The organism is Streptomyces sp. JJ66, from assembly GCF_019303495.1.
Lineage (GTDB): Bacteria > Actinomycetota > Actinomycetes > Streptomycetales > Streptomycetaceae > Streptomyces.
The window spans coordinates 236,052-260,298 of record NZ_JAEVFI010000011.1 but is presented as its reverse complement, the minus strand read 5'-3'; the positions used below and the strand labels follow the sequence as shown (position 1 = coordinate 260,298).

At 72.2% G+C, this 24,247-nt stretch carries 25 protein-coding genes and 1 pseudogene; 16 read left to right on the top strand and 10 right to left on the bottom strand.

Annotated elements, in window-relative coordinates:
* Nucleotides 1–3 precede the first annotated feature (3 nt).
* Nucleotides 4–855 carry a C40 family peptidase gene (locus JJV70_RS10895; RefSeq protein ID WP_219047616.1) on the bottom strand — a complete coding sequence of 284 codons (852 nt, stop codon included), beginning with the start codon at nucleotides 853–855 and terminating at the stop codon, nucleotides 4–6.
* 398 nt (nucleotides 856–1,253) lie between these two features.
* Here JJV70_RS10895 and JJV70_RS10890 point away from each other — a divergent pair, with 398 nt between their 5' ends.
* Nucleotides 1,254–2,312, top strand: coding sequence for a helix-turn-helix transcriptional regulator (locus JJV70_RS10890; RefSeq protein WP_219047615.1), 1,059 nt, complete (start codon nucleotides 1,254–1,256; stop codon nucleotides 2,310–2,312).
* A gap of 54 nt (nucleotides 2,313–2,366) precedes the next feature.
* Here JJV70_RS10890 and JJV70_RS10885 read toward each other — a convergent pair whose 3' ends face one another.
* Entirely contained in the window at nucleotides 2,367–2,933 is a 567-nt protein-coding gene (locus JJV70_RS10885; protein WP_219047614.1) for a peptidoglycan-binding protein, read from the bottom strand.
* A gap of 122 nt (nucleotides 2,934–3,055) precedes the next feature.
* On the opposite strand from JJV70_RS10885, the gene JJV70_RS10880 reads away from it, so the two are divergent.
* From JJV70_RS10880 to JJV70_RS23395, 3 genes are all read left to right on the top strand, one after another.
* On the top strand, nucleotides 3,056–4,120 hold the full coding sequence (locus JJV70_RS10880; protein WP_219047613.1) for an XRE family transcriptional regulator: 1,065 nt from the start codon (nucleotides 3,056–3,058) through the stop codon (nucleotides 4,118–4,120).
* Nucleotides 4,121–4,428: 308 nt separating this feature from the next.
* Nucleotides 4,429–4,677 (top strand): hypothetical protein, encoded by a 249-nt coding sequence (locus tag JJV70_RS10875; protein ID WP_219047612.1) that lies wholly within the window; start codon nucleotides 4,429–4,431, stop codon nucleotides 4,675–4,677.
* Complete coding sequence (locus JJV70_RS23395; protein ID WP_308294769.1) at nucleotides 4,674–5,720, top strand: N-acetylmuramoyl-L-alanine amidase; 1,047 nt, start codon at nucleotides 4,674–4,676, stop codon at nucleotides 5,718–5,720. The genes JJV70_RS10875 and JJV70_RS23395 overlap by 4 nt, the downstream gene beginning before the upstream one ends.
* Before the next feature lie 91 nt (nucleotides 5,721–5,811).
* Here JJV70_RS23395 and JJV70_RS10865 read toward each other — a convergent pair whose 3' ends face one another.
* From JJV70_RS10865 to JJV70_RS10840, 6 genes are all read right to left on the bottom strand, one after another.
* The gene (locus tag JJV70_RS10865; RefSeq protein WP_257573705.1) at nucleotides 5,812–6,228 is read right to left on the bottom strand and encodes a hypothetical protein; all 417 of its coding nucleotides are present in this window, start codon (nucleotides 6,226–6,228) and stop codon (nucleotides 5,812–5,814) included.
* A gap of 36 nt (nucleotides 6,229–6,264) precedes the next feature.
* Entirely contained in the window at nucleotides 6,265–7,593 is a 1,329-nt protein-coding gene (locus tag JJV70_RS10860; RefSeq protein WP_219047610.1) for a peptidoglycan-binding protein, read from the bottom strand.
* Nucleotides 7,587–7,949, bottom strand: a complete 363-nt coding sequence (locus tag JJV70_RS10855; RefSeq protein ID WP_219047609.1) for a hypothetical protein — start codon at nucleotides 7,947–7,949, stop codon at nucleotides 7,587–7,589. The genes JJV70_RS10860 and JJV70_RS10855 overlap by 7 nt, the downstream gene beginning before the upstream one ends.
* A gap of 295 nt (nucleotides 7,950–8,244) precedes the next feature.
* Nucleotides 8,245–9,897 (bottom strand): alpha/beta hydrolase, encoded by a 1,653-nt coding sequence (locus tag JJV70_RS10850; RefSeq protein WP_374227273.1) that lies wholly within the window; start codon nucleotides 9,895–9,897, stop codon nucleotides 8,245–8,247.
* Nucleotides 9,898–10,431: 534 nt separating this feature from the next.
* Nucleotides 10,432–10,836 (bottom strand): type II toxin-antitoxin system VapC family toxin, encoded by a 405-nt coding sequence (locus JJV70_RS10845; protein ID WP_219047608.1) that lies wholly within the window; start codon nucleotides 10,834–10,836, stop codon nucleotides 10,432–10,434.
* The gene (locus JJV70_RS10840; protein ID WP_219047607.1) at nucleotides 10,829–11,104 is read right to left on the bottom strand and encodes a type II toxin-antitoxin system Phd/YefM family antitoxin; all 276 of its coding nucleotides are present in this window, start codon (nucleotides 11,102–11,104) and stop codon (nucleotides 10,829–10,831) included. Before JJV70_RS10840 ends, JJV70_RS10845 begins: the two co-directional genes overlap by 8 nt.
* Before the next feature lie 149 nt (nucleotides 11,105–11,253).
* On the opposite strand from JJV70_RS10840, the gene JJV70_RS10835 reads away from it, so the two are divergent.
* On the top strand, nucleotides 11,254–11,640 hold the full coding sequence (locus JJV70_RS10835) for a DUF2267 domain-containing protein (RefSeq protein ID WP_219047606.1): 387 nt from the start codon (nucleotides 11,254–11,256) through the stop codon (nucleotides 11,638–11,640).
* Between the two features lie 97 nt (nucleotides 11,641–11,737).
* Here the strand turns inward: JJV70_RS10835 and JJV70_RS10830 are convergent, their stop codons facing one another.
* Complete coding sequence (locus tag JJV70_RS10830; protein ID WP_219047605.1) at nucleotides 11,738–12,181, bottom strand: PIN domain-containing protein; 444 nt, start codon at nucleotides 12,179–12,181, stop codon at nucleotides 11,738–11,740.
* The gene (locus JJV70_RS10825) at nucleotides 12,178–12,438 is read right to left on the bottom strand and encodes a CopG family transcriptional regulator (RefSeq protein ID WP_219047604.1); all 261 of its coding nucleotides are present in this window, start codon (nucleotides 12,436–12,438) and stop codon (nucleotides 12,178–12,180) included. The genes JJV70_RS10830 and JJV70_RS10825 overlap by 4 nt, the downstream gene beginning before the upstream one ends.
* 610 nt (nucleotides 12,439–13,048) lie before the next feature.
* On the opposite strand from JJV70_RS10825, the gene JJV70_RS10820 reads away from it, so the two are divergent.
* The 11 genes and pseudogenes from JJV70_RS10820 (at nucleotide 13,049) to nuoK (ending at nucleotide 24,242) form a co-directional block, all read left to right on the top strand.
* Nucleotides 13,049–13,408, top strand: a complete 360-nt coding sequence (locus JJV70_RS10820) for an NADH-quinone oxidoreductase subunit A (protein ID WP_219047603.1) — start codon at nucleotides 13,049–13,051, stop codon at nucleotides 13,406–13,408.
* A 59-nt stretch (nucleotides 13,409–13,467) separates the two neighbouring features.
* Nucleotides 13,468–14,022, top strand: a complete 555-nt coding sequence (locus JJV70_RS10815; protein ID WP_219047602.1) for an NADH-quinone oxidoreductase subunit B family protein — start codon at nucleotides 13,468–13,470, stop codon at nucleotides 14,020–14,022.
* Entirely contained in the window at nucleotides 14,019–14,768 is a 750-nt protein-coding gene (locus JJV70_RS10810; protein WP_219047601.1) for an NADH-quinone oxidoreductase subunit C, read from the top strand. Before JJV70_RS10815 ends, JJV70_RS10810 begins: the two co-directional genes overlap by 4 nt.
* The gene (locus JJV70_RS10805; RefSeq protein WP_219047600.1) at nucleotides 14,768–16,126 is read left to right on the top strand and encodes an NADH-quinone oxidoreductase subunit D; all 1,359 of its coding nucleotides are present in this window, start codon (nucleotides 14,768–14,770) and stop codon (nucleotides 16,124–16,126) included. Before JJV70_RS10810 ends, JJV70_RS10805 begins: the two co-directional genes overlap by 1 nt.
* 17 nt (nucleotides 16,127–16,143) lie before the next feature.
* Nucleotides 16,144–16,941: pseudogene (nuoE, locus tag JJV70_RS10800) on the top strand (NADH-quinone oxidoreductase subunit NuoE); the annotation flags it as partial.
* Between the two features lie 140 nt (nucleotides 16,942–17,081).
* A complete protein-coding gene (gene nuoF, locus JJV70_RS10795) occupies nucleotides 17,082–18,440 on the top strand; it encodes an NADH-quinone oxidoreductase subunit NuoF (RefSeq protein WP_219047599.1) in 1,359 nt (452 codons plus the stop codon).
* Nucleotides 18,437–21,043 (top strand): NADH-quinone oxidoreductase subunit G, encoded by a 2,607-nt coding sequence (locus tag JJV70_RS10790; protein WP_219047598.1) that lies wholly within the window; start codon nucleotides 18,437–18,439, stop codon nucleotides 21,041–21,043. The genes nuoF and JJV70_RS10790 overlap by 4 nt, the downstream gene beginning before the upstream one ends.
* Nucleotides 21,044–21,087: 44 nt before the next feature.
* Nucleotides 21,088–22,476, top strand: coding sequence for an NADH-quinone oxidoreductase subunit NuoH (nuoH, locus tag JJV70_RS10785; RefSeq protein ID WP_219047652.1), 1,389 nt, complete (start codon nucleotides 21,088–21,090; stop codon nucleotides 22,474–22,476).
* Nucleotides 22,469–23,128, top strand: a complete 660-nt coding sequence (nuoI, locus tag JJV70_RS10780) for an NADH-quinone oxidoreductase subunit NuoI (protein WP_257573704.1) — start codon at nucleotides 22,469–22,471, stop codon at nucleotides 23,126–23,128. Before nuoH ends, nuoI begins: the two co-directional genes overlap by 8 nt.
* Nucleotides 23,125–23,946, top strand: a complete 822-nt coding sequence (locus JJV70_RS10775) for an NADH-quinone oxidoreductase subunit J (RefSeq protein ID WP_219047597.1) — start codon at nucleotides 23,125–23,127, stop codon at nucleotides 23,944–23,946. Before nuoI ends, JJV70_RS10775 begins: the two co-directional genes overlap by 4 nt.
* A complete protein-coding gene (gene nuoK / locus JJV70_RS10770) occupies nucleotides 23,943–24,242 on the top strand; it encodes an NADH-quinone oxidoreductase subunit NuoK (protein WP_219047596.1) in 300 nt (99 codons plus the stop codon). Before JJV70_RS10775 ends, nuoK begins: the two co-directional genes overlap by 4 nt.
* Nucleotides 24,243–24,247 lie beyond the last annotated feature (5 nt).

Here is a 24,247-nt window from a genome sequence, read left to right as displayed (position 1 = left end):
GCCTCAGAGCACGCGGACCGCGCCGGAGGGCTGGTCCCAGCTCATGTCGCGTTCCACCACGCCCGTGCCGCTGTTCTGCGCGCCCACGAACTTGCCGTCGCCCACGTAGATCGCGACGTGGTACGCGCTGCCCTTGCCGCCCCAGTACAGGATGTCGCCGGGCCGTACCTGGCTCAGCGGCACGTCGGTGCCCATGGAGGACTGCGCCTGCGAGGTGCGCGGCAGGTTGATGCCCGCCTGCTTGTACGCGGCGCTGGTGAGCCCGGAGCAGTCGAAGGCGCTCGGGCCGGTGGAGCCGAGCACGTACGCCTTGCCCACCTGGGCGTAGGCGAAGTTCACGATGGCCGACGCGCTGCCGGTGGCGGCGCTCGACGGTGCCGGGGTGGCGGCCTGCGGGGCGGGCGCCTCGGTGCGCTCAGCGCTGCGCGTGGCGCGCGGCGCCTCGGCGGCCTCCTTCGCGGCCTCGGCAGCCCGCTCCTCGGCCTGCTTCTCGGCCAGGGCGCGGGCAGCGGCCTCCTCGCGCTCCTTCTTGGCCTTGGCCTCAGCCTTCTTCTTCGTCTCGGCGGCGGACTTCTGGGCCTCTTCGGCGGCCTGAGTCTGCGCGGCCTCCACGTCGTAGTGGATGGCGATGGTCTGCGTGGCCTGGGCGGCGCGCGCGGTACCGGAGCTGATGAGCCCGTCCAGCGTCGGCAGCTCCACCGTGTCGGGGGCGGCCTGGTCCGCGGCGGAGGACGGCGAGGCCGCGCCCGTCACCGCGAGAGTCGTGAGGACGCCACCAGCAACACCCGAGCGGATGAGCGTGTTCCGTGAGGAACGCCGGGGTTTCCGGTGGCTGCGTATGTGAGCGTTGGACATGGGAAACAGAGAACCAGAGCCCGAACGTTCCGCTCAACCGTCGTGTTCTCCACCACAAGCCCTCACCCGGTGCCCGATTCGCGGTGTTTGATCCGTCATCAGGCGTGCTGGGCGGGCATGATCAATGTCCGACTACGAGCCCACGACCACGCAGTTGTCCGCTTTGTCGGCCAGGTTGGCACGCCTAGCATGTCTCGGCCCGGTAACGCCAATGTGACAGTTGCCGCCGAGTGTGTTTAGTGGTGCACGTCACACCCGTTTCCGTGGCCTCCTTGGTGCACAACGGCCCCAATCGGACACCCGGGTGGGCTCGGTGCGGCGCTGGTGCGAGCGGCACAGCCAGCGGGGAGTGCGACACTGGTGGCGACCATCGAACCGGGGAAGGTGGGCAGGAGGCGATGGCACGCTGGCGCCCGTTGCCGACCCAACTGCCGCCGGAGACCAAGCGGCTCATCCAGCGGCTGCGGCTGCTGAAGGACCGTACCGGCCTGAGTTACTCCGCGCTGGCGGGCCGGACGCCGTACAGCGCGTCCTCCTGGCACCGCTACCTCGGGGGCACCACCTTCCCGCCGTGGGACGCGGCCGACGCGCTCGGCCGTCTCGCCGGGGCCGACGCGCGCGACCTGGTCCGGCTGCGCGTGCTGTGGGAGGCCGCCGACACCGACCGCCGCTCCGGCCCGCCGACGCCGCCTCAGCCCGCGTCGGCACCCGAGCCCGCGTCTGGGGCCTCGCCGGAGCCCGCGTCTGGGGCCTCGCCGGAGCCCGCGTCGGCGTCCGCGCCGGAATTTGCGTCCGCGTCTCAGTCCGCGCCCGCGTCGGCGCCCTCGTCCGCGAGCCCCGTTCCGGTCCTGCCCGGCAAGCCCCAGCCCGGGCCACCCGTACCGCGTCCCTCCCCCCACACCGGCCCGGGCGCGCCCGCCGCCGCTCCGGGGCCCGGTGGCCCGAAGGCCCGTCGGCGCGCCCGGGTGGTCCGGGCGGTGAGCGGGGTGTTCGCGGTGACGCTGGTGGCGGCCGTACCCGCTTCCGCTCCGGACGGGGTGGCCCGCCCCAAGTGGCCGTGGCCCGTGGGCGTCCAGGCGTCCCAGGCTCCGGGCGACACCGTGGCCGGGTGCCGGGGGCAGACGTGCCGGGGGCGGGACGCTGAGCGGACCGGGTGTGCGGAGGACCGCCGCAGCTTGGGCCGCTACGTGCGGGACGGCCACCGCGTCCAGCTGTTCCACAGCCCCGCGTGCGCGGCGGTGTGGGGCGAGGTGGCCCCGTCGGACGACGTGCGGGGGCTCTCCCTGAGCGTGCGCGGCGCCGGGCAGAGCTGGGAGGAGCCGGGCACCGCGCAGTCCCGCATGCTGCCCGCGCCCGCCCGGCTCGGCAGCAACGTGCAGTTCTGCGCGGTGCTTCCCGGCGTCCAGGCGTGTCTGGACGCCGGGCATCAGGTGTGGTCCGCGAGGGGTGTGCGGTGAGTGCGGCGGTGGCGGCGCGTGCGGCCCCAGCCGGCCACCGGGGGTGAGCCCGGCTCAGCTCCCGGCGGCCCCCTCGCACACGTCCAGCGTCGCCCGGTCCCGGCGCAGCGGCCGGTAACTGCCGACGTCCTCCACCAGGTAGCGGCCGTCCTCGGCGCGCCGGAACTCCACGGTGTGCTCGGTGCCGGTGTAGTGGACCGCGCCGTCCCGCTCCACGAGTTGCTCCCCGGCGCGGCCGAACGTCAACGGGCCGACGATGCCGTCGGCGGCCAGCTTCCGGTTGCTCTGCCACGTGCGGGTGGCCTGCACGGTGGGCCCGGTGTAACGGCAGTTGACGTCGGATCGTTCGAGGTAGCCGTCCGCCCACAGCACCGTCTGCCACAGGGCGGCCAGGTCGCTGCGGATCGGGAGGTCTTCGCCGAGGAGACCCTCGTCCTCCCAGTCGTCGGCGGGAGCGCCGTCGCCGCTGACGTACGCGCGTTCGGGCGGGATGGCGGTGGGGCTTGCGGTCGCGCTGCCGGGGGTCTTGGCGTCCGGCGAGGACGCGCTGGACCCGCAGCCGGACAGGCCGAGCACCGCCACGGCCAGGACGGTCACGGCGGGATACCGGGATCGGAGCATGGGAAGATTCTTACCGACTTCACGCGCGGGCGCACCCCCGCCTTCCTCGCACCGGTGGGTTGTCACGGCGCCTCGCGGAAGACGGGAGTGCTGACTGCCCGCCAGAGCACCAGGGGATGCGGATGACCGAGTGGAAGCCACTTCCCGCCGGGCTGGAGCCCGACGTGGAGCGGTTCGTCAAGGAGTTGCGCGCGCGGAAGGACGCCGCCGGGCTCAGCCTGGTGGCGCTCGCCCAGGCGACGGCGTACAGCAAGTCCTCGTGGGAGCGGTGCCTTAACGGCGGCCGGCTCCCGCCCGAGACGGCGGTGCGTGCCCTCGCCCAGCGCATCGGCGGCGGTGACGCGGAACGGCTGCTGGCGCTGTGGGAGCTGGCCGAGCACGCGGCCAGCGGACGTGGACGCACCGCGCCCCCGGCCGCGCCCACCCCGAGGTCCCCGGAGCCCGGCCGTGCCGCCCCGCCGCCCCCGGCCGCACCTGACCCGGCCCCCGCATCCGGCCCGGGAGACGCACCCGGCCCGGGAGACGCATCCGGCCCGGCAGACGCACCCGGTCCGGTAGTCGCACCGGACCGGCAGAGCCCGGCGCCCGGAGTGCCCCCGGGCCAACCCGGACAAACCGTCCCGGACGCAGCCGAGTTCCCGCCCGCAGCTCCCACCCGTCGCCTGCCCGTCGGCCTGCTGGCGGGCGCCGCCGCCGCCGCGCTGGCCGTGGTGGCACTGGCCGTCGTCCTCACCGGGCGGGACGAACCGGCGGGGCCGGGCGGCGGGGCCGGGCTTTCCCAGGCCGTGGACGATCCGGTCAACGGCCAGGTGGTGGACTGCCACGACTCCTCCTGCGACGGGCAGGACTCCGTGCAGCAGGGCTGCGGTGCCGACGCGTGGACGGCCGCCACCAGCCGCGTCGGCCAGACCTACGTGGAGGTGCGCTACAGCAGTTCCTGCCGCGCGGCCTGGGCGCGCATCAGGTGGGCGCAGCCCGGCGACCGGGTGGAGATCGTGACCACGGACGGCCGCCGTTACGCCGAGACGGTGCCTGACGACGCCAACCTGGCCGCCTTCACCTTCATGGTGGGCGCACCCATGCCCGGTGAGGCCCGCGCCTGCTGGCAGACCGCCGACGGGGAGGAAGGCTGTACAGCCCCGGGCGGCAGCGAGCCCCTGCCGGAGGCGCCGCCCGTGCCCTCCTGAGCGGTTCGGCTGAGGTAGGGCCACGGTGCTGACGCGTTCCCCGCGCCCACGCAGGACGCGTCAGCGCGCCGCACCCCGTCTGCCCCGTCGCGCCTGCCGCCGTGGGCGCACGCCGCCCGCGCCGCCCGCGCCCCGCTCGGCGTCCCACCGCGTCCCGGCCCGTGGCCCTCGCGGTCGGCGTTCCAGCAGGTCAGCGGCGTGTCTGTCCTGCCATGTCCCACATGCGCACCAGCCCTGGCGCCCCGCGCCCCGTACCGGGCAAGCTCCGAAGCGCACCCGATCACCATGACGAGAGAAAGGCGAGGCACGTGCACGGAGGAACGACGCGCCGGGGGTTCCTGGGGCTGGGCGGGCGGGCCGCGGCGGTCACCGCGGTGGCGGCGGCGCTGCCCGTCATCTGCACCGCACAGGCACACGCGGAAGAACTGCCCATCGTGCTGCACCCCGAGGACCCGCACGCGATCCACCCCCGGGTCTCGGACAGCGACTACGCGGCCGGGGTCTCCCGTGAACCGCTCAACGGCAGTGTCTCGTGCGCGACGGGAGGCACGCGGTGACCGCGACGTTCGTGCCCCGCAGCGCCTGGGGAGCCCGCCCGCGCCGCAAGTACGCCTACATCTCCGACCCCGGCAGCGGCGGCGTGACGATCCACCACACCGGTGGCACGCCGTTCGCCTCGTGGTACCACAGCAAGTGCGCCGGGCAGGTGCGCGGCATCCAGAACCACCACATGGACGGCAACGGCTGGGACGACATCGCCTACTCGTACCTGGTGTGCACCCACGGCTACGTCTACGAGGGCCGTGGCGTCGGCATCCGGACCGCGGCCAACGGCACGAACGTGGCCAACGCCCGCTGGTACGCGGTGTGCGCGCTGCTGGGCGGCAGCGGCGCGAACTACGACACCCGCACGGCCGAGATGGTGGCCGGGGTGCGGCTCGCCGTGGCCCGCCTGCGCAGCAACGGCAGTGCCGGTCCGGGCATCAACGGCCACCGCGACCACCTCAGCACCGCCTGCCCGGGAGCCCTGTACGACCTGGTGCGGGGTGGGACGTTCGAACCCGGGGCGGAGTACCCGGGCGACCCGGACACCCCGCCAGCCGAACCCGGCGTCCCGCCCTTCGAGGGCGTCCTGCTGCACTACCCGCCGGTGACCGTGCACCCCTCGGCGCGCACGTGGCAGGCGCGGATGCGGGAGCGGGGCTGGTCGCTGGGTGTGGACGGGGCGTACGGGGAGGAGTCGCGGCGGGTGTGCCTGGCGTTCCAGGCGGAGAAGGGCCTGACCGTGGACGGCGTCGTCGGCCCCCGGACGTGGTACGCGGCGTGGCAGACGCCCGCCACCCCGCCCGCCTCCCACCCGGCGGCCGCGCCCGACTGGCCCGGCGTGCTGTTCACCTACCCGCCCGTGACGGTGCACTCCGGTGTCCGCACGTGGCAGGCGCGGATGCGCGAGCGGGGCTGGTCGCTGGGTGTGGACGGGGCGTACGGGGAGGAGTCGCGGCGGGTGTGCCTGGCGTTCCAGGCGGAGAAGGGCCTGACCGAGGACGGCGTCGTCGGCCCCACCACCTGGCACGCCGCCTGGAGTTCCCCGGTCACCTGATCCGGGCCGCCCGGGGGAGCGGGGTGGTGGGGCCGCCACGGGGGACGGCCCCACCACCCGACGCGCTGGCGTCACGAGCCAACGGCCCCTCTCACCGGCACGTGGCCTCCCAGCTGATGCGGATGCCGTTCACCACGGGCAGCGAGGTGGAGGTGCGCGGGGCGATACACACGTAGCTGTCAAAGTGCCGGAAGTACGCGACGTCGTCGTTACGGGTGTTGACCACTTTGTACGCGCGCCGGGTGAGCGGCTGGTAGCCGCTGGTCACGTCGCGGAACTGGGCGAGCTTCCGGCCGGAGCGGTTGTCGTAGAGACAGACGTACGGGTAGGGGCAGTCGCCGATACTCCGGGCGGCGGCAGCGGACGCCGCCGACGCCCCAGGTGCCGTGCCCGCCGCCTCCGTGGCCGCCGCGGCCGGTGCGGGTGCCGTGACGAGCGCCGCCGTCGCGGCACCCGCCAGGCCGAGGGTTCGCGCGAGCGGCCGTCGCCGCGTGGTGGGGAACGTCATCGTCTCCTCCTCCTTCTTCTTGGCGATGATCCGTGGTCAGGGCCGTACGTAGCCGTAGATTCCGGCGCTGGCGGGGTTGATGGTCCTGCGCGTCACGGCGTCGCTGACGTTGCCGCCGATCACCGTGAGCGTGCCGTTCGCGTTGACCCGTTCCACCAGGTCCACGTGGGTGCTGGTCGAGACGCTGGACGGGCCGGTGCCGTACATGATCGCGTCGCCTGCCTGGACGCCGTCATACCCCCACGAGGAGTGGCCGTTGCGCTGGCCCCAGTTGAACCAGGCGCCGGTGAACGCGTACGAGGGCACGTCCACCCCGGCCTCCTGCCACACCCAGGTGCCGAACATGGCGCACCACGCGGCGCACCAGCCGTACGGGTTGCAGTTGTTGCCCGTCTCGCGCACGCCCAGCTGGCTGCGGGCGATCTCGACGATCTTCTCCCGCGTGGAACCGCTGGCGGGCGGCGTGGGGTTGGCGCCGGTGCCGCCGCCGTCGCAGGACATGGCGCGGTCGATGTCCATGGCGCGCATGGTCGCCGGACCCGCCATCCCGTCCACGGACAGGCCGTTCGCACGCTGGTACCGCTCCACGGCGGACTTGGTGTTGGGACCGTACGCGCCGTCCGCCGTACTGCCCGCCTTCCGCTGCACCTTGCGCACCTGGCGGGCCAGGTGGGAGTCGGTCACCGGACCGGCGATGCCGTCCACGGTGATGCACGCGTCCCGCTGGAAGGCGCGCACGGCACTCGCGGTCTGCGGGCCGAGGATGCCGTCCACGCCGGACCAGGGCAGGTAGCCCATGCCCGCCAGGTTCCACTGCACCTGCAGCGCGTGCGACGACGGGTACGGCAGGCCGCTGTCACCGCCGCCGCCGCCGCCACCGCCGCCACCCGCGCAGGCGCCACGGCTGACGCCCATGGCTCCCATGGTCTGCGGTCCGGCGATCCCGTCCTCAAGGAGGTCATGCGTCCGCTGGTAGCGCAGCACGGCGGTTTCGGTGCGGGGACCGTAGATCCCGTCCGCCGTCGCCCCCGCCGCGCGCTGGACCGCCTTGACGCGCTGGGCCAGTGCTGAGTTGGTGTTGGGTCCGGCGATGCCGTCCACGGCCAGGCAATTCTCGGACTGGAACGCCCGCACCGCCGCAGCGGTCGCCGGGCCGGCGATGCCGTCGATCCCGTTGGCGGGCAGGTAGGCCAGCCCGGCCAGGTTCATCTGCACCTGCCGCACGGTGAACGAGGGAGCGGCGACGGCGGGCGAGGGCGCCGCGAACAGTCCCGTCAGCGCCATCAGCAGGGCGAGCAGCACCAGCGGCCCCCGGCCCGTCCCCGCTCTCGTTCCCGCTGCCGCTGGTCGGCTGAGGCTCAGCATGTCGCCGACCAGGAGATCTTGATGCCGGTGACGCGGATGTTGAACGGGTTCAGCGCCAGGCGCTGCTTCGGCCCGACGCAGGCCACGTTGCCGTTGCTGAGCCGGATGTAGGCGACATCGTCGTTACGCGTGTTGTAGACGGTCGTGGCCTTCGCGCTCCTGGACACGCTCTGGTAATACGACGTCACGTCCTTGTACTTGCCGAGCACGTAGGGGCCGTCGTAGAAGCACACGTACGGGTAGGGGCAACCGCTCGGCGCCGCCTGCGCGGGCGCGACGGTGGCCCCGCTCAGTCCCGCCGCCAGCGCCAGGGCTCCGGCGGCTCCCGCCGCGCGTCGTATGGCTTTCGCTCTCATGCCTGCCTGCTCCTTTGGCCGCAGTCGTTCAGGTGGACGGCCACGAGCCTGGCAAGCGCCGCCGCAGGCAGGCGAGCATCACCCCACGGGACGGAAGGTACCGGGACGCCACCCGGTCTGACCTGCGGCGTCCCACCGCGAGGTGGGACACCGGGAGCCGGGGGGACACCCGGGACGCGAGGGCGCGGTCCGTCTCGCCGCGACGGACCGCGCACCGGTGTCCCGGCGGGAAACGCGGTGGCTCGTGGCGGCCTTGCGCCACGAGCCACCGCGAGCCGCTGCGGGCTGGGTCAGCTCAGTCGAGGGTGGGGAGCATGTCGATGCGGTCGTTGACGCCGTAGTAGAGCTCGGCGTTGGCGGCGTCGCGGGCCAGCTTCTTGGCGGGCGGCGGGGTCGGGGCCTGCTCGTCGGTGCAGCGCTGGCCGGGCGCGGGGAGGGTCAGGTTGACCAGGTAGTCGGTGGTCGCGGTGGTGGCGCACTGGCTGCGTCCGAAGGCGGTGTGGCCTTCGGCCTCGAAGGTCAGCAGCCGCCCGTTGTCCAACTCCCGGGCCAGCGCTACCGAGTCCTGGTAGGGGGTGTCGGGGTCGCCGGTGGTGCCGATCACCAGGATCGGGGCGGAACCGGGGGCGTTGTAGGGGCCGCTGTAGCGGCTGACCTGCCGCACCGGCCACTGGGAGCAGGTGATGCCGTGGGTGTGGTCGTAGGTGGGGGGCCCGTAGGTGAGGGCGGGGCCGAGCAGCGGCGCGGCGCGGACGTTGTTCTTGACCTCGTACCTCAGCCAGCCCTGGTACGGCGGGTAGGCGCGGTCGGTGCACTCGACGGTGACGTTGGGGATGAGGAAGTCGTAGGACGCCGGGGAGGGCGGGCGGAGCAGGAAGGAGGTGCCGTCGCGGTCCACAGCCTGCTGGAGGGCCTTGCCCAGGGCGGGCCAGATCTCCTTCCCGGCGTTGATGTTGAAGAGCAGCCGGTACGCGAGGGTGTAGCCGTTGGCCGTCTTGCCGCCGGCGACGGGCACGGGGTTGTCGTCCAGCTCCTGCTTCAGCTCCTGGAAGCGCTGCCGGGGCTGGCCGTCACCGAAGCCGCACTGGGCGGCGTGGTCGGCACACCACTGGAGGAAGCGCTCCATCGCTCCGTCCAGTGCCCGGTATTGGGCCCGGTCCGAGCGGTAGGGCACCAGGGTGTGGTCCACCGGGTTGTAGCCGCCGTCCAGTGCCATGGCCCGGACCCGTTGCGGGAAGAGGCTGGCGTAGACGGTGCCGACGTAGGTGCCGAAGGAGCGCCCGTAGAAGCTGAGTTTCTCCTCGCCCAGCCCTTGCCGCAGCAGGTCCAGGTCGCGGGCGACGTAGCCGGTGCCGATGAAGGGCAGCAGGTCACCGGATTTCTCCGCGCACGCCTGGTTGAAGTCGGCGGCCTGGCGGTAGGCGGCTTCGAAGGCTCCGGGGCCGGGGGCGCCCTTGGCCGCGGCCACGGCCTGGTCGTAGCGGGCGTCGTCCCAGCACTGGACGGGGTTGCTGCGGTGCACGCCGCGCACGTCCATGCTGACCACGTCGAAGCGCTCCCGCAGCTGATCGGGCAGCTCCGCGTAGTTGTACTTCACGAAGTCCACGCCGGAGCCGCCCGGGCCGCCGGGCTGGAGGTACAGGGTGCCCAGCCGCTGTCCGGGCTCGGTGGCCTGCTTGCGGATGACGGCCAGGGTGAGGGTGTCTCCCGTCGGGTCCCGGTAGTCCAGCGGGACCCGGGCTTCCGCGCACTCGAAAGAGGTCTCGCACGGGCTCCAGTCCAGTTCCGGCACCGGGGCGGCCGGGGGGTGGTCCGCGCTCGCGGCCGCCGCGGACCCCGCTCCGGCGGACGCGAACAGCATCAGCCCGGCGAGTGTGCCCCGGGAGATGATCCGGCCCCAGGCTGGCCGCCGCCGGGGTGCGGCCGTGGGGGATGAGTTACCGAACACGCAGCGTGCTCCTCCGTCTGTGCGTCACTTGTGAATTCCCTGAAGATTTCGGCGACCCCGTTTTCCTTCCCCTTTAGTGGTGCAGGCCGCCCCGCTGGCCGGAAGAATCCTAGTGCTCTGGATATAACCGGCGGCGGACACGTGATATCTCCGCGAAAATGATAAGAACGATCGACGAGGGGGGCCAGAGATTTCCGCATAATTCGAAATGCGACATTCCGGATTTTCGGATTCCGGGAGAAGGGAGTCCGGCGCTTCCACGGCTCCGGGCGATACCGCGCTCCGCGCCCCCATGCGGCGTCCCGGTCTCCCGTCAGCGGCAGGCCGGGACACGGCGACGCGGAAGCAGGGCGCCAAGGCGTGACGCGTGGCGGCACACCGGCGCAGACCAAGGGGCTGGGCAACCTGACTGGACGCATCCCATCACGGGGGTGAGCATGTCCGCCGCCACCGGGCGGGGCGGAAGCAGGACCGACAGGGCGGACCGGCGCCCGGGTCACGGGCCGGGCGAGCGGTGCCTCCTGCGTGCCGCGTTCAGACTTCGACCACCGTCAGGGCATCGCCAAGACCCGCGAAGTCGGCACCGTTTCGGGTGTAGAGCGGCAGTCCCCGCACTGAGGCGGTCGCGGCGATCATCAAGTCCGGGCGGCGGGGCTTGGGGCTGCGTCCCGTCGCTACCACGAGGGCGACGAGCGTGCTGTACCGGGCTGCCGCCTCGGCGTCGAACGGCAGCGGGGTGAAGTCGGCGACTGCGGCGCCGAGTTTCTCCATGCGCGCGGCACGTGAGGCGGGGTCCTTCGCCAAGACCACACCCTGCTGAAGTTCCGCCATCGTGATCGCGGTGAGTTCGGGTACGTGCGGCAGTCGCAGGGGATCGAGGGTGCCGAGGTCGATGAAGGTGCACGTGTCGAGAACACCGGAGGGGTGCCGGTCAACCACGGGGCCGGTCCCACGGATCGTCCGCGTCCACCGCGTCCGTACCGAAGAACGCGTCCGCCTCGCTGCGCAGCTCGCCGGCGTCGAGCGGGGGTAGCCCCCGGTGGCCTGCCACCAGTTCCTCCGCGCTCAGCGCTCGTCTGCGCACCAGAGGCCGCAGTTCGGCCACCTCTTGGCCATTGCGGGTGATGTGAAATGTTTCGCCCGCCTCCACGGCGTCCATGACGGCTGCGGAGTCGTTGCGGAACTCGCGCTGCGTAATGGTCCTCATAGCATCATTGTAGCGACATGTAGCACCATGAGCTACGTCGCCCGACAGCAAGCGCACCGCTGTTTTGGGTGACCCCGGCCCGGGAACCCCTGGGGCTCGATGGGCCGAGGTACGTGCAACGTGGCATCGGGTAAGGAGACGGCACGCGCATGGTGTACGACGAGTTTCTGATGACCGTGACGGAGGCAGGCGGTTACGCCGACCGGGAGGACGCCGCGCGGGTGATGGAGGCGGTGATCAGCACGCTGGGCGACCGGCTGCCGCCGGAGACCGCCGGGCACCTGGCAGAACAGTTGCCGGAACCGGTCGCGGAGCTGATCGAGGGCGCGAACTCCACGCCACGGCACTGGGGCGTGAGCGAGTTCGTGCACCGCGTCGCGGAGATCACCGGCGACACCGAGGAGCAGGCGGAGGCCCACAGCCGCGCGGTGCTCACCGCCGTCGCCGGGCAGGTCAGCGGCGGCGAGCTGAACAAGGTGATCAGCGACCTGCCCTCCGGCTACGCCGACCTCTTCGGCCACCCGGAGCTGAGCTGAACCGGACCGGCGGGGCGGGATGACCGGTGACAGGCGGCGCGGGCACGGCTGCCGCCGGGGCCGGGAGCGCGGCGGCGTCCCCCTACGCGTGACCGCCTCACACCGGCAGATCGTCGGGCAGCAGCCGAAAGGCTTTGTGCCGCCCGAGCGGGCGGACGGTACGGAAGTCACGACGGTCGAGGGTGAGCACGGTGTCGGTATCGTACTCGGCTGCCAGGGCGATGCTCACCGCGTCAGCGAGGTCCAGGTCGAGCCCCCGGTAGCGCAGCCGCACGGACTGGGCCGCACCGAGATGCGCCTCGGTGATCTCCGGCACGGCCACCCGTCCGTGTGCCATCCAGCGCCGGATGTCGTCAACGGCGCTTACGGCCGCCTCGCGCCCCAGTTCTCGGGTGGCGACATGGTCGATCTCGGCGAGCAGCAGCGGGGAGATGACCAGCAGACCCGCCGCCATGATCGCCTCGTTAGCGGGCGTGTGCTCGGGGTGTGTTGAATCCAGGGCGGCCAGGAGCCCGGAGGTGTCGGCGATGACGATGATCACGCGGCGGTGCCCGGCTGCTCGCCCCGCTGGACGGCGTCAGCGACGGCATCTCGCACCGTCTCCCGGGTAGGCGTGCGACCGGTGCCCTCGAACGTGCGGGAGAACAGGGGCTCGTCCCAGACGCGGTGGGCCATGGCGGCCAGGTGGATTCCCTGACGGATGATCTCCGCCTCGCTGATGCCACGACGCTGGGCGGCCTCCTTGATGAGGGCGAGGTCCTCGGAGTCGGCGTAGACGTTGGTGCGCTTGAGGGGCATGTACCAAGAGTAGTACATGTACCCATGAGGGCGCCCGGCCCGCGACGGCGCACCGCCCGGACCCGGTGGACCAGGACTGCGTGGGTAGGGGCGGCGGGCGCGGGCGGAGACTCGTCGCCAACGCGGTGCGGGTGCCCCGGGAAGGGGCGATGCGCTTGTGCCGCCGTGCACAAGGTGGCGCGGGCCGTCCCGGCCCGTGAGCCGGGGGCGGTGGGTGAACGTCCCGGCACCACCCGGCGGCGGTTCGGCTAGCACCTTCCCGCGCGCATTGCGAATTTGCATGGCCGAGACATCTTTTGCTAGCCAAAACCCTTCCCGCCTGCGGCGAAGCCTGCGAGAATCACTATCGGTGACCGTTCGCGGGCTTCGCGTATGAAGATCACCGCTTCACCCGCCGGGTGATCGATCGTCAGGTGTCAAAGATCACAAAGTCTGACCCGTACCCCGTGTCGCATGTCACAGATGCAGGGGCATAGGATGCCTTCGACTCGGGCTTGTGAACTGCCTCACATATGCACGATCTTCGCAACCGATCGGGGCGGGTGGGGCGGGGGAGCGGGCTCCGGGCGTACCCCAGCTAGTCATCGGCGACTGGAAGGAGCGAGGTGCGGTGAACGCGTACGTGCCCATCCTCGTGCTCGGAGCCCTCGGGGCGGCCTTCGCGGTGTTCTCCGTGGTGATGGCCTCGGTCATCGGCCCCAAGCGCTACAACCGCGCCAAGCTGGAGGCGTACGAGTGCGGGATCGAGCCGACTCCGATGCCGGCCAGCGGCGGGCGCTTCCCGGTGAAGTACTACATCACCGCGATGCTCTTCATCGTCTTCGACGTCGAGATCGTCTTCCTCTACCCGTGGGCCGTCCACTTCGACGCGCTCGGGATGTTCGGCCTCGTCCAGATGCTGATCTTCGTCGGCCTCATCGGTGTCGCCTACGCCTACGACTGGCGCCGAGGGGGCCTGGAGTGGGACTGACCGGCGCGCCCGCCACACCCGCGGGCGGACCAGCGGAACTCGGATAGGGGCGAAACGAGATGGGAATCGAGGAGAAGCTGCCGAGCGGCTTCCTGCTCACGACGGTGGAGAAGGCCGCCGGGTGGGTGCGCAAGTCGTCCGTCTTCCCGGCCACGTTCGGTCTCGCCTGCTGCGCGATCGAGATGATGACCACGGGCGCCGGCCGCTACGACCTGGCCCGCTTCGGCATGGAGGTCTTCCGTGGCTCCCCGCGCCAGGCCGATTTGATGATCGTCGCCGGGCGGGTGAGCCAGAAGATGGCGCCCGTACTGCGGCAGGTCTACGACCAGATGCCCAACCCCAAGTGGGTCATCTCCATGGGGGTGTGCGCCTCGTCGGGCGGCATGTTCAACAACTACGCGATCGTGCAGGGCGTTGACCACATCGTGCCGGTCGATATCTACCTGCCGGGCTGTCCGCCACGGCCGGAGATGCTGCTGGACGCCATCCTCAAACTGCACCAGAAGATCAGCGAGGAGAAGCTCGGCGTCAACCGCGAGGAGGCGGCCCGCGAGGCGGAGGCGGCGGCCCTCAAGGCACTCCCGACGATCGAGATGAAGGGGCTGCTGCGGTGAGCGAGAACCACCAGAACAACGGCGCCAGCGAACCCCACGGCACCAACGGCACCAACGGCACGGTGCCCGCCGCGCGCACCGGCGCCGGGGACGTCATCGGCGTCCGCCGGGGCATGTTCGGCCCGAGCGCGGGCGGTGACACCTCCGGCTACGGCGGCCTGGTGCGTACCGTGCGGCTGCCCGGACCGGCCACCCGGCCCTACGGCTCCTACTTCGACGAGGTGGCCGACGAGCTCGAAGGCGCGCTGGAGGAACAGGGCCTCGTCCCGGAGAACGTCATCGGCCAGACGGTCGTTGACCGGGGCGAGCTCACCTTCCACATCGAACGGGAGTACCTGCTCCAGGTGTGCCGCACGCTGCGCGACGACCCGGCGCTGCGGTTCGAGCTGTGCACCGGCGTCTCGGCCGTGCACTACCCCGGGGACGCCGGGCGGGAACTGCACGCCGTCTACCACCTGCGCTCGCTGACCCACAACCGGGTGATCCGGCTGGAGGTCAGCGCCCCGGACGCCGACCCGCACATCCCCTCCGTCGTCGAGGTCTACCCGACCAACGACTGGCACGAGCGCGAGGCGTACGACTTCTTCGGCATCGTCTTCGACGGCCACCCGGCGCTGACGCGGATCATGATGCCCGACGACTGGCAGGGCTTCCCGCAGCGCAAGGACTACCCCCTCGGCGGCATCCCCGTCGAGTACAAGGGCGCCCAGATCCCGGCTCCCGACCAGCGGAGGTCGTACAGCTGATGAGCACCAACACCCCGCACGCACCAGCGGGCCCGGCGGAGGCGGAGGCCGTGCCCCGGGAAACCACCGAGGGCACTGTCTACACCGTCAGCGGCGGCGACTGGGACGAGGTCGCCGCAGCCGCGGCGGCCACCGACGACGAGAAGATCATCGTCAACATGGGCCCGCAGCACCCCTCCACGCACGGCGTGCTGCGGCTCATCCTGGAGATCGACGGCGAGACGGTCACCGAGGCCCGCTGCGGCATCGGCTACCTGCACACCGGCATCGAGAAGAACCTCGAATACCGCACGTGGACGCAGGGCACGACGTTCGTCACGCGCATGGACTACCTGACGCCGTTCTTCAACGAGACGGCGTACTGCCTGGGCGTGGAACGGCTGCTGGGCATCGAGGACGACGTGCCCGACCGCGCCACCGTCATCCGCGTGCTGCTGATGGAGCTGAACCGGCTCTCCTCGCACCTGGTCGCCATCGCCACCGGCGGCATGGAGCTGGGCGCCACCACGGTCATGATCTACGGCTTCCGGGACCGCGAACTGGTCCTGGACGTCTTCGAGCTGATCACCGGCCTGCGCATGAACCACGCGTTCATCCGCCCCGGCGGGCTCGCGCAGGACCTCCCGGCCGGGGCGATCGACGCGCTGCGCGAGTTCGTGAAGGCGATGCGCAAGAACCTGCCGGAGTACGACAAGCTCGCCACCGGCAACCCGGTCTTCAAGGCCCGCCTGCAAGACGTCGGCTACCTCGACCTCTCCGGCTGCATGGCACTGGGCGCGACGGGCCCGATCCTGCGCTCGGCGGGTCTGCCGCACGACCTGCGCAAGGCGCAGCCCTACTGCGGCTACGAGACCTACGAGTTCGACGTGCCGACCACCGAGACCTGCGACTCCTACGGGCGGTTCCTGATCCGCCTGGAGGAGATGCGCCAGTCGCTGCGCATCGTCGAGCAGTGCATCGACCGGCTCGGCGAGCCCGGCCCGGTCATGGTGGCGGACAAGAAGATCGCCTGGCCCGCGCAGCTCGCGATCGGCCCGGACGGCCTGGGCAACTCCCTCGACCACATCCGGAAGATCATGGGCACCTCCATGGAGGCCCTGATCCACCACTTCAAGCTGGTCACCGAGGGTTTCCGGGTCCCGCCCGGACAGGTGTACGCGGCCGTCGAGTCGCCCAAGGGCGAGCTGGGCGTGCACGTCGTCAGCGACGGCGGAACCCGCCCGTTCCGGGTGCACTTCCGCGACCCGTCCTTCACCAATCTCGAATCCATGGCGGCGATGTGCGAGGGCGGCCAGGTGGCCGACGTCATCGTCGCCGTCGCATCCATCGACCCCGTGATGGGAGGTGTTGACCGGTGACGGACGTCCAGCTGGGCATGCCGCAACTGCCCGCCCCCGAGTACCCGGCCGACGTGCGCGAACGGCTCGCCGCCGACGCCGCGCGGATCGTCGCCCGCTACCCCGACAGCCGCAGCGCGCTGCTGCCGCTGCTGCACCTGGTGCAGGCCGAGGAGGGGTACGTGACGGCGACCGGCATGCGGTTCTGCGCCGACGTGCTGGGCCTGACGACGGCCGAGGTCACCGCCGTGGCCACCTTCTACTCCATGTACCGCCGCTCGGCGGGCGGCGACTACCAGGTGGGGGTGTGCACCAACACCCTGTGCGCGGTGCTCGGCGGTGATGCGATCTTCGCCGCGCTCCAGGAGCACCTGGCCGTCGGCAACGGGGAGACGACGCGGGACGGCAGCGTCACGCTGGAGCACATCGAGTGCAACGCGGCCTGCGACTACGCGCCCGTGGTGATGGTCAACTGGGAGTTCTTCGACAACCAGACGGTGGAGTCCGCCAAACAGCTGGTGGACGACCTGGTGGCCGGACGGGAGGTGCGCCCCACGCGCGGCGCGCCGCTGTGCACGTTCCGGGAGACGGCGCGCATCCTGGCCGGTTTCCCCGACGAGCGCCCCGGCGCGACGGAGGCCACCGGCAGCGCGGGTCCCGCCTCGCTGGCGGGGCTGCGGCTGGCCCGGGGCGAGGCGCCCGCCGGGCGGGTGGTTAGCCCGCGCGCGGAGACGCCGCCGAGGCGTACGACGTCGGGTCAGTCCGGGGGCCACCCCAGCTCGCACGACGCGCCCGAGCCCACCGCCGCGTCCGACCCGGCCCACCCCACCGGCCCGGTCCCCGGCCGCGACCAGGGCGACGCCGACGACCAGCGCACCGCCGACCCCGAGCACGGCACCGAGCGCGACACCGGCACCGACACCGGCACCGAGCGCGACACCGGCACCCAGCGCGACCCGAAGGGCGGTGCGGGCCGATGACCGCCACCGAGTCCGCCGAGAAGCTGCTCGCCCCCGTCCTGTCGGCGTTCTGGGACCAGCCGAACGCCTGGACGCTGGACGTCTACCGCCGCCACGACGGCTACGAGGGTCTGCGCAAGGCGCTGGCCATGGACCCGGACGACCTCATCGCGTACGTCAAGGACAGCGGCCTGCGCGGCCGGGGCGGCGCGGGTTTCCCCACCGGCATGAAGTGGCAGTTCATCCCGCAGGGTGACGACAAGCCGCACTACCTGGTGGTGAACGCCGACGAGTCCGAGCCGGGCACCTGCAAGGACATCCCGCTGCTGTTCGCCAACCCGCACGCGCTCATCGAGGGCATCGTCATCGCCTGCCACGCGATCCGCTCCCGCCACGCGTTCATCTACCTGCGCGGCGAGGTCGTTCCCGTGCTGCGCCGCCTGCACGCGGCCGTCGCCGAGGCGTACGCGGCCGGGTACCTGGGCGAGGACGCGCTCGGGCCCGGCAAGCCGCTGGAGCTGACCGTGCACGCGGGCGCGGGCGCCTACATCTGCGGCGAGGAGACGGCGTTGCTGGACTCCCTGGAGGGACGCCGTGGCCAGCCCCGGCTGCGTCCGCCCTTCCCGGCCGTCGCCGGTCTGTACGCGTGCCCCACGGTCGTCAACAACGTGGAGTCCATCGCGTCCGTCCCGGCGCTGCTGGCCAAGGGGAAGGAGTGGTTCCGCTCGATGGGCAGCGAGAAGTCCCCCGGCTTCACGCTGTACTCGCTGTCCGGCCACGTGGCCAACCCCGGCCAGTACGAGGCGCCGCTGGGCATCACGCTGCGCCAGCTGCTCGACCTCAGCGGCGGCATGCGCCCCGGCCACCGGCTGAAGTTCTGGACGCCGGGCGGCTCCTCGACGCCGCTGCTGACCGACGAACACCTGGACGTGCCACTGGACTACGAGGGCGTCGGCGCGGCCGGGTCGATGCTCGGTACCAAGGCGCTCCAGTGCTTCGACGAGACCACCTGCGTGGTGCGCGCCGTCACCCGCTGGACGGAGTTCTACGCCCACGAGTCGTGCGGCAAGTGCACGCCGTGCCGCGAGGGCACCTACTGGCTGGTGCAGCTGCTGCGCGACATCGAGGCGGGCAAGGCCGAGATGGCCGACCTCGACAAGATCGCCGACATCGCCGACAACATCAACGGCAAGTCCTTCTGCGCCCTCGGCGACGGCGCCGCCAGCCCGATCTTCTCCTCCCTGACGTTCTTCCGCGAGGAGTACGAGCGGCACATCACCGGCCGTGGCTGCCCGTTCGACCCAGCCAGGTCCACGGTGTGGGCCGACGACACCGGCCGCAGCGACGACACCGCACACCTGGAGGTGAACGCGTGACCGTGACCACTGACGCCACGACCTCCGGCGGCGGCGAGGCCGACCAGCCGCGCGAGGACCTGGTCAGCCTGACCATCGACGGCGCCGAGATCAGCGTGCCCAAGGGGACGCTCGTCATCCGGGCCGCCGAGCTGCTGGGCATCGAGATCCCCCGGTTCTGTGACCACCCGCTGCTCGACCCGGCGGGCGCGTGCCGCCAGTGCATCGTGGAGGTCGAGGGCCAGCGCAAGCCGATGGCGTCGTGCACCATCACCTGCACCGACGGCATGGTGGTGCGCACCCAGCTGACCTCGGACGTGGCGGAGAAGGCGCAGCGCGGGGTGATGGAGCTGCTGCTCATCAACCACCCGCTGGACTGCCCGGTCTGCGACAAGGGCGGCGAGTGCCCGCTCCAGAACCAGGCGATGTCCACCGGGGCCGCCGAGTCCCGCTTCGAGGGGCGCAAGCGCACCTTCGACAAGCCGGTGCCGATCTCCACCCAGGTACTGCTGGACCGCGAGCGCTGCGTGCTGTGCGCGCGCTGCACCCGGTTCTCGAACCAGATCGCCGGGGACCCGATGATCGAACTGCTGGAGCGCGGCGCGCTGCAACAGGTCGGCACCGGCGAGGACACCCCGTTCCAGTCCTACTTCTCCGGCAACACCATCCAGATCTGCCCCGTGGGCGCGCTGACCTCGGCCGCCTACCGGTTCCGCTCCCGCCCCTTCGACCTGGTCTCCTCGCCGAGCGTGTGCGAGCACTGCTCCGGCGGCTGCGCCACCCGCACCGACCACCGGCGCGGCAAGGTGATGCGCCGCCTCGCGCAGGACGACCCGGAGGTCAACGAGGAGTGGCTGTGCGACAAGGGCCGCTTCGCGTTCCGCTACGCCCAGCGCCCCGACCGCCTCACCCACCCGCTGGTGCGCAACGCCGAGAGCGGTGAACTGGAGCCCACCAGCTGGCCGGAGGCGCTGGACGCGGCCGCCGCCGGGCTGGCCGGGGCCAGGGGCCGCGCGGCCGTGCTGACCGGTGGGCGCCTGACGCTGGAGGACGCCTACGCCTACGCCAAGTTCGCCCGCGTCGCGCTCGGCACGAACGACGTGGACTTCCGCGCCCGGGTGCACAGCGACGAGGAGGCCGCGTTCCTGGCCGCCCGCGTCGCCGGGCACGGCGTGAGCCTGGACGCCACCGGCGTGACCTACCGGACGCTGGAGGCCGCGCCCACGGTGCTGCTCGTCGGCTTCGAGGCGGAGGAGGAGGCGCCCGGCGTCTTCCTGCGGCTGCGCAAGGCGCACCGCAAGCACCAGCAGCGCACCTACGCGATCGCCTCACACGCCACCCGGGGCCTGGCCAAGGCGGGCGGCACGCTGCTGCCCGCCGCGCCCGGCACCGAAACCGAGTGGCTGGACGCGCTCGCCGGCGGCGTCGGCCTGGACACCGCCGCCGCGCGGGACGCCGCCGAGGCCCTGCGTACCGACGGCGCCGTCCTCGTCGTCGGTGAACGCCTCGCGGGCGTGCCCGGCGCGCTGACCGCCGCCGTGCGCACCGCGACGGCGACCGGCGCCCGCCTGGTGTGGATCGCGCGCCGGGCCGGGGAGCGCGGCGCGATCGAGGCCGGGGCGCTGCCCGGGCTGCTGCCCGGCGCCCGTCCCGCCACCGACCCGCGCGCCCGCGCGGAGGTCGCCGCCGTGTGGGGCGTGGCCGAACTGCCGCGCGCCGCCGGGCGGGACACCGGGCAGATCATCGAGGCCGCCGCCACCGGCGAGCTGGCCGCGCTGGTCGTCGGCGGCGTGGAGGTCGCCGACCTGCCGGACCCGGCGCGGGCCCGGCAGGCGCTGGAGGCGGTGCCGTTCCTGGTCAGCCTGGAGCAGCGGCCCAGCGAGGTCACCGCCCGGGCGAACGTGGTGCTGCCGGTCTCGGCCGTCGCCGAGAAGGGCGGCGCGTTCCTCAACTGGGAGGGCCGCCACCGCCCGTTCGAGCCCGCGATCAAGCCGGACCAGATGACGCGCCGCTTCGTCTTCCCCGACGCCCGCGCGCTCACCTTGCTCGCCGACGCCCTCGACGTCCACCTGGGCCTGCCCGACCTGCGCACCACCCGCGCGGAGCTGGCCCGGCTCGTGGGGGCACCTCCCGGCGGCCCGGCCCAGGGAGCGTGGGACGGGCCGCGCGCCGCCGACCCGGCCGCCCCCGCCCGCCCACTGCCCGCCGCCGCAGCCGGTGAGGCCGTGCTCGCCGGGCACCGGCTGCTGCTGGACCAGGGCCGGATGCAGGACGGTGACGAGGCGCTGGCCGGGACCCGGCACCCGGCGCTCGCCCGCCTGTCGGCGGCCACCGCCGCCGAGGCGGGCGTCGCGGACGGCGGCCAGCTGACCGTCACCGGGCCCGCCGGGTCGGTGACGTTCCCGCTCGAAGTCACCGCGATGCCCGACCGGGTGGTGTGGCTGCCGCTGAACTCCACGGGCGGCGGCGTCACCAGCGGCACCGGAGCCCGCGTCGGCGAACTGGTGCGCATCGGCCCGGCGCCCGCTGAGGCCGCCCCGGCGCCCGGCCCTGGTGACGCCGCCCCGGCGCCCGGTGACGGCGAGCCGGGTACCGCCACGACGACGCAGGAGGTCCGGTCGTGATCGCCCCCCAGCCCACGGCCGTGCTGGCCGTCGAGGACCTGTCCATGTTCGGGCAGGACCCCTTCTGGCTGATCCTGGTCAAGGCGGTGTTCTGCTTCGCCTTCCTGATGGGGACCGTGCTGATCTCCATCGTCATGGAGCGCAAGGTCGTCGCCTGGATGCAGCGGCGCATCGGCCCCAACCGGCACGGCCCGTGGGGCATGCTCCAGTCCCTCGCCGACGGCATCAAGCTGATGCTGAAGGAGGACGTCGTCGTCAAGGGCGCGGACAAGGCCGTCTACGTCCTCGCCCCCGTCCTCGGGGCCATTCCGGCGTTCATGGCGATCGCCGTCATCCCGTTCGGGCCGCCCGGCAACGAGGTGTCGATCTTCGGCACCCGCACCGCGATGCAGCTCACCGACCTGCCGGTGTCCGTCCTCTACATCCTGGCCACCGCCTCCGTCGCCGCCTACGGCACGGTGCTGGCCGGATGGTCCTCCGGCTCGACGTACCCGCTGCTGGGCGGGGTGCGGGCGACGGCGCAGATCATCAGCTACGAGGTCGCGATGGGCCTCAGCTTCGCCGCCGTCTTCCTCTACTCCGGGTCGATGTCCACCTCGGCCATCGTGGACGCGCAGGCCAACACCTGGTTCGCGGTGCTGCTGCCGGTGTCCTTCCTCATCTACCTCGTCGCCATGGTCGGTGAGGCGCACCGGGCGCCGTTCGACATGCCCGAGTCCGAGGGCGACCTGGTGGGCGGCTTCAACACCGAGTACTCGTCCATCAAGTTCGCGATGTTCATGCTGGCCGAGTACATCCACATGGTCACCGTCTCCGCCCTGGCCGTCACCCTGTTCCTGGGCGGCTGGCGGGCCCCGGCGCCCATCTCCACGGTGTGGGAGGGCGCCAACCACGGCTGGTGGCCGCTGTTGTGGTTCGTGCTCAAGGTCAACGTGCTGCTGTTCGTCTTCGTCTGGCTGCGCGGCACGCTGCCCCGGGTGCGCTACGACCAGTTCATGAAGCTGGGGTGGAAGGTCCTCATCCCCATTTCGCTGGTGTGGCTGATGCTCGTGGCCACCGTGCGGGCGATGCGCAACGAGGGCTACGACTTCCAGGAGGTCGTGCTCTGGGTCGCCGGCGGCGTCATCGCCCTGCTGCTGGTCTCCTTCGTCGTCGATCTCTTCCGCGACCGGGGGGAGCAGCGCGAGGAGCGGGAAGCCGCGCAGGCCGCGCGCCGCGACCCACCCGTGTTCGACCCGATGGCTGGCGGCTACCCGGTGCCGCCGCTGCCCGGCCAGAGCCTGCCGCCCGTGCCCCGGCGCAGGCCGCGCCGCGAGCGTCAGACCGCCTCGGTGGGAGCCGGGGCACCCGCCACGGACGCCGGGACCGCCGGGGCCGCCGGAACTGCCGGGGCCGCTGGGACCGCTGAGAAGAAGGAGTCCGACGATGCCTGATCCCCTGGGGCCTGTGGCCGGCTTCGGCGTGACCTTCAAGGCCATGTTCACCAAGCGGCTCACCGAGCAGTACCCCGAGTACAAAAAACCCACCGCGCCGCGCTTCCACGGCCGCCACCAGCTCAACCGGCACCCCGACGGGCTGGAGAAGTGCATCGGCTGCGAACTGTGCGCGTGGGCCTGCCCGGCGGACGCCATCTACGTCGAGGGCGCGGACAACACCGAGGAGGAGCGCTACTCGCCCGGAGAGCGCTACGGCCGCGTCTACCAGATCAACTACCTGCGCTGCATTCTGTGCGGGCTGTGCGTCGAGGCGTGCCCCACCCGGGCGCTGACCATGACCAACGACTACGAACTCGCCGACCGCACCCGCGAGTCGCTCATCTTCACCAAGGAGGAGCTGCTCGTCGGTCTCAGCGAGAACATGGTCGATTCGCCGCATGCGATCTACCCCGGCATGACGGAGAAGGACTACTACCGGGGCCTGGTCACCGAGGCCGCGCCCGGCACCGTCCAGCAGCCGGTCACCGACACCGGCACGCCGCAGCCCGCGGCCGACACCTTCGGCCCCGACGAGCCCGCCTCCCCCGGCGCCGGGCCGGAGCCGACCGCCGCGCCGGGCGAGTCCGTCGAAGGGGTGAAGCACCAGTGAGCTCCCTGGGGACGCAGCTCGCGGCCACCACCACCGGCGAGGCCGTGCAGTTCTACGTGCTCGGCACCATCGCCGTCGCCGGAGCGCTGGGCACCGTCGCGCTGCGCCGCGCCGTGCACTCCGCGCTGTGCCTGGCCGGGACGATGGTCATCCTCGCCGTCTTCTACCTGGCCAACGGGGCCTACTTCCTCGGCGTCGTGCAGATCGTTGTCTACACCGGCGCGGTCATGATGCTGTTCCTGTTCGTGCTGATGCTCGTCGGCGTCTCCACGGCCGACTCACTCAAGGAAACCCTCAAAGGGCAGCGCTGGCTCGCCGCCACCTGCGCGCTGGGCCTGGGCATCCTGCTCATCGCCGGGATCGGCCAGGCGGCCCTGGGCACCTTCGCCGGGGTGGGCGAGGCCAACGCCCAGTTCGGCGGCAACGTGCCCGGCATCGCCGAGCGGCTGTTCACCGAGTACGTCGTCGCCTTCGAGGTCACCGGCGCGCTGCTGACCGTCGCCGCCGTCGGCGCGACGCTGCTCACCCACCGCGAGCGGATCGAGCAGACCAAGTCCCAGCGGGAGCAGGCCGAGGAGCGGGTGCGCGCAGGCAAGCACCTGCCGCCGCTGCCCGCCCCCGGCGTCTACGCCCGGCACAACGCCGTGGACCGGCCCGGCCTGCTGCCCGACGGCACCCCGTCCGAGCTGACCGTCTCCGACACCCTGCGCCGCCGGGGCCAGGTCCGTGAGGTGCGCAGCGGCGAGCTGGCCCAGGTCGCCGCGATCGAGCAGCGCACCGCCGACTACCACGGCCGCGGTCAGGAGGAGCGTCCATGAACCCCGCGAACTACCTCTACCTCGCGGCGCTGCTGTTCACCATCGGCGCGACCGGCGTGCTGATCCGGCGCAACGCCATCGTGGTGTTCATGTGCGTCGAGCTGATGCTGAACGCCGCGAACCTCACGCTCGTCGCCTTCTCCCGCATGCACGGCAACCTCGACGGCCAGATCATGGCGTTCTTCGTCATGGTCGTCGCCGCCGCCGAAGTCGTCGTGGGCCTGGCGATCATCGTGATGCTCTACCGCTCCCGCCACTCGGCCTCGGTTGACGACGCCAGCCTGATGAAGCTGTAAGGGGT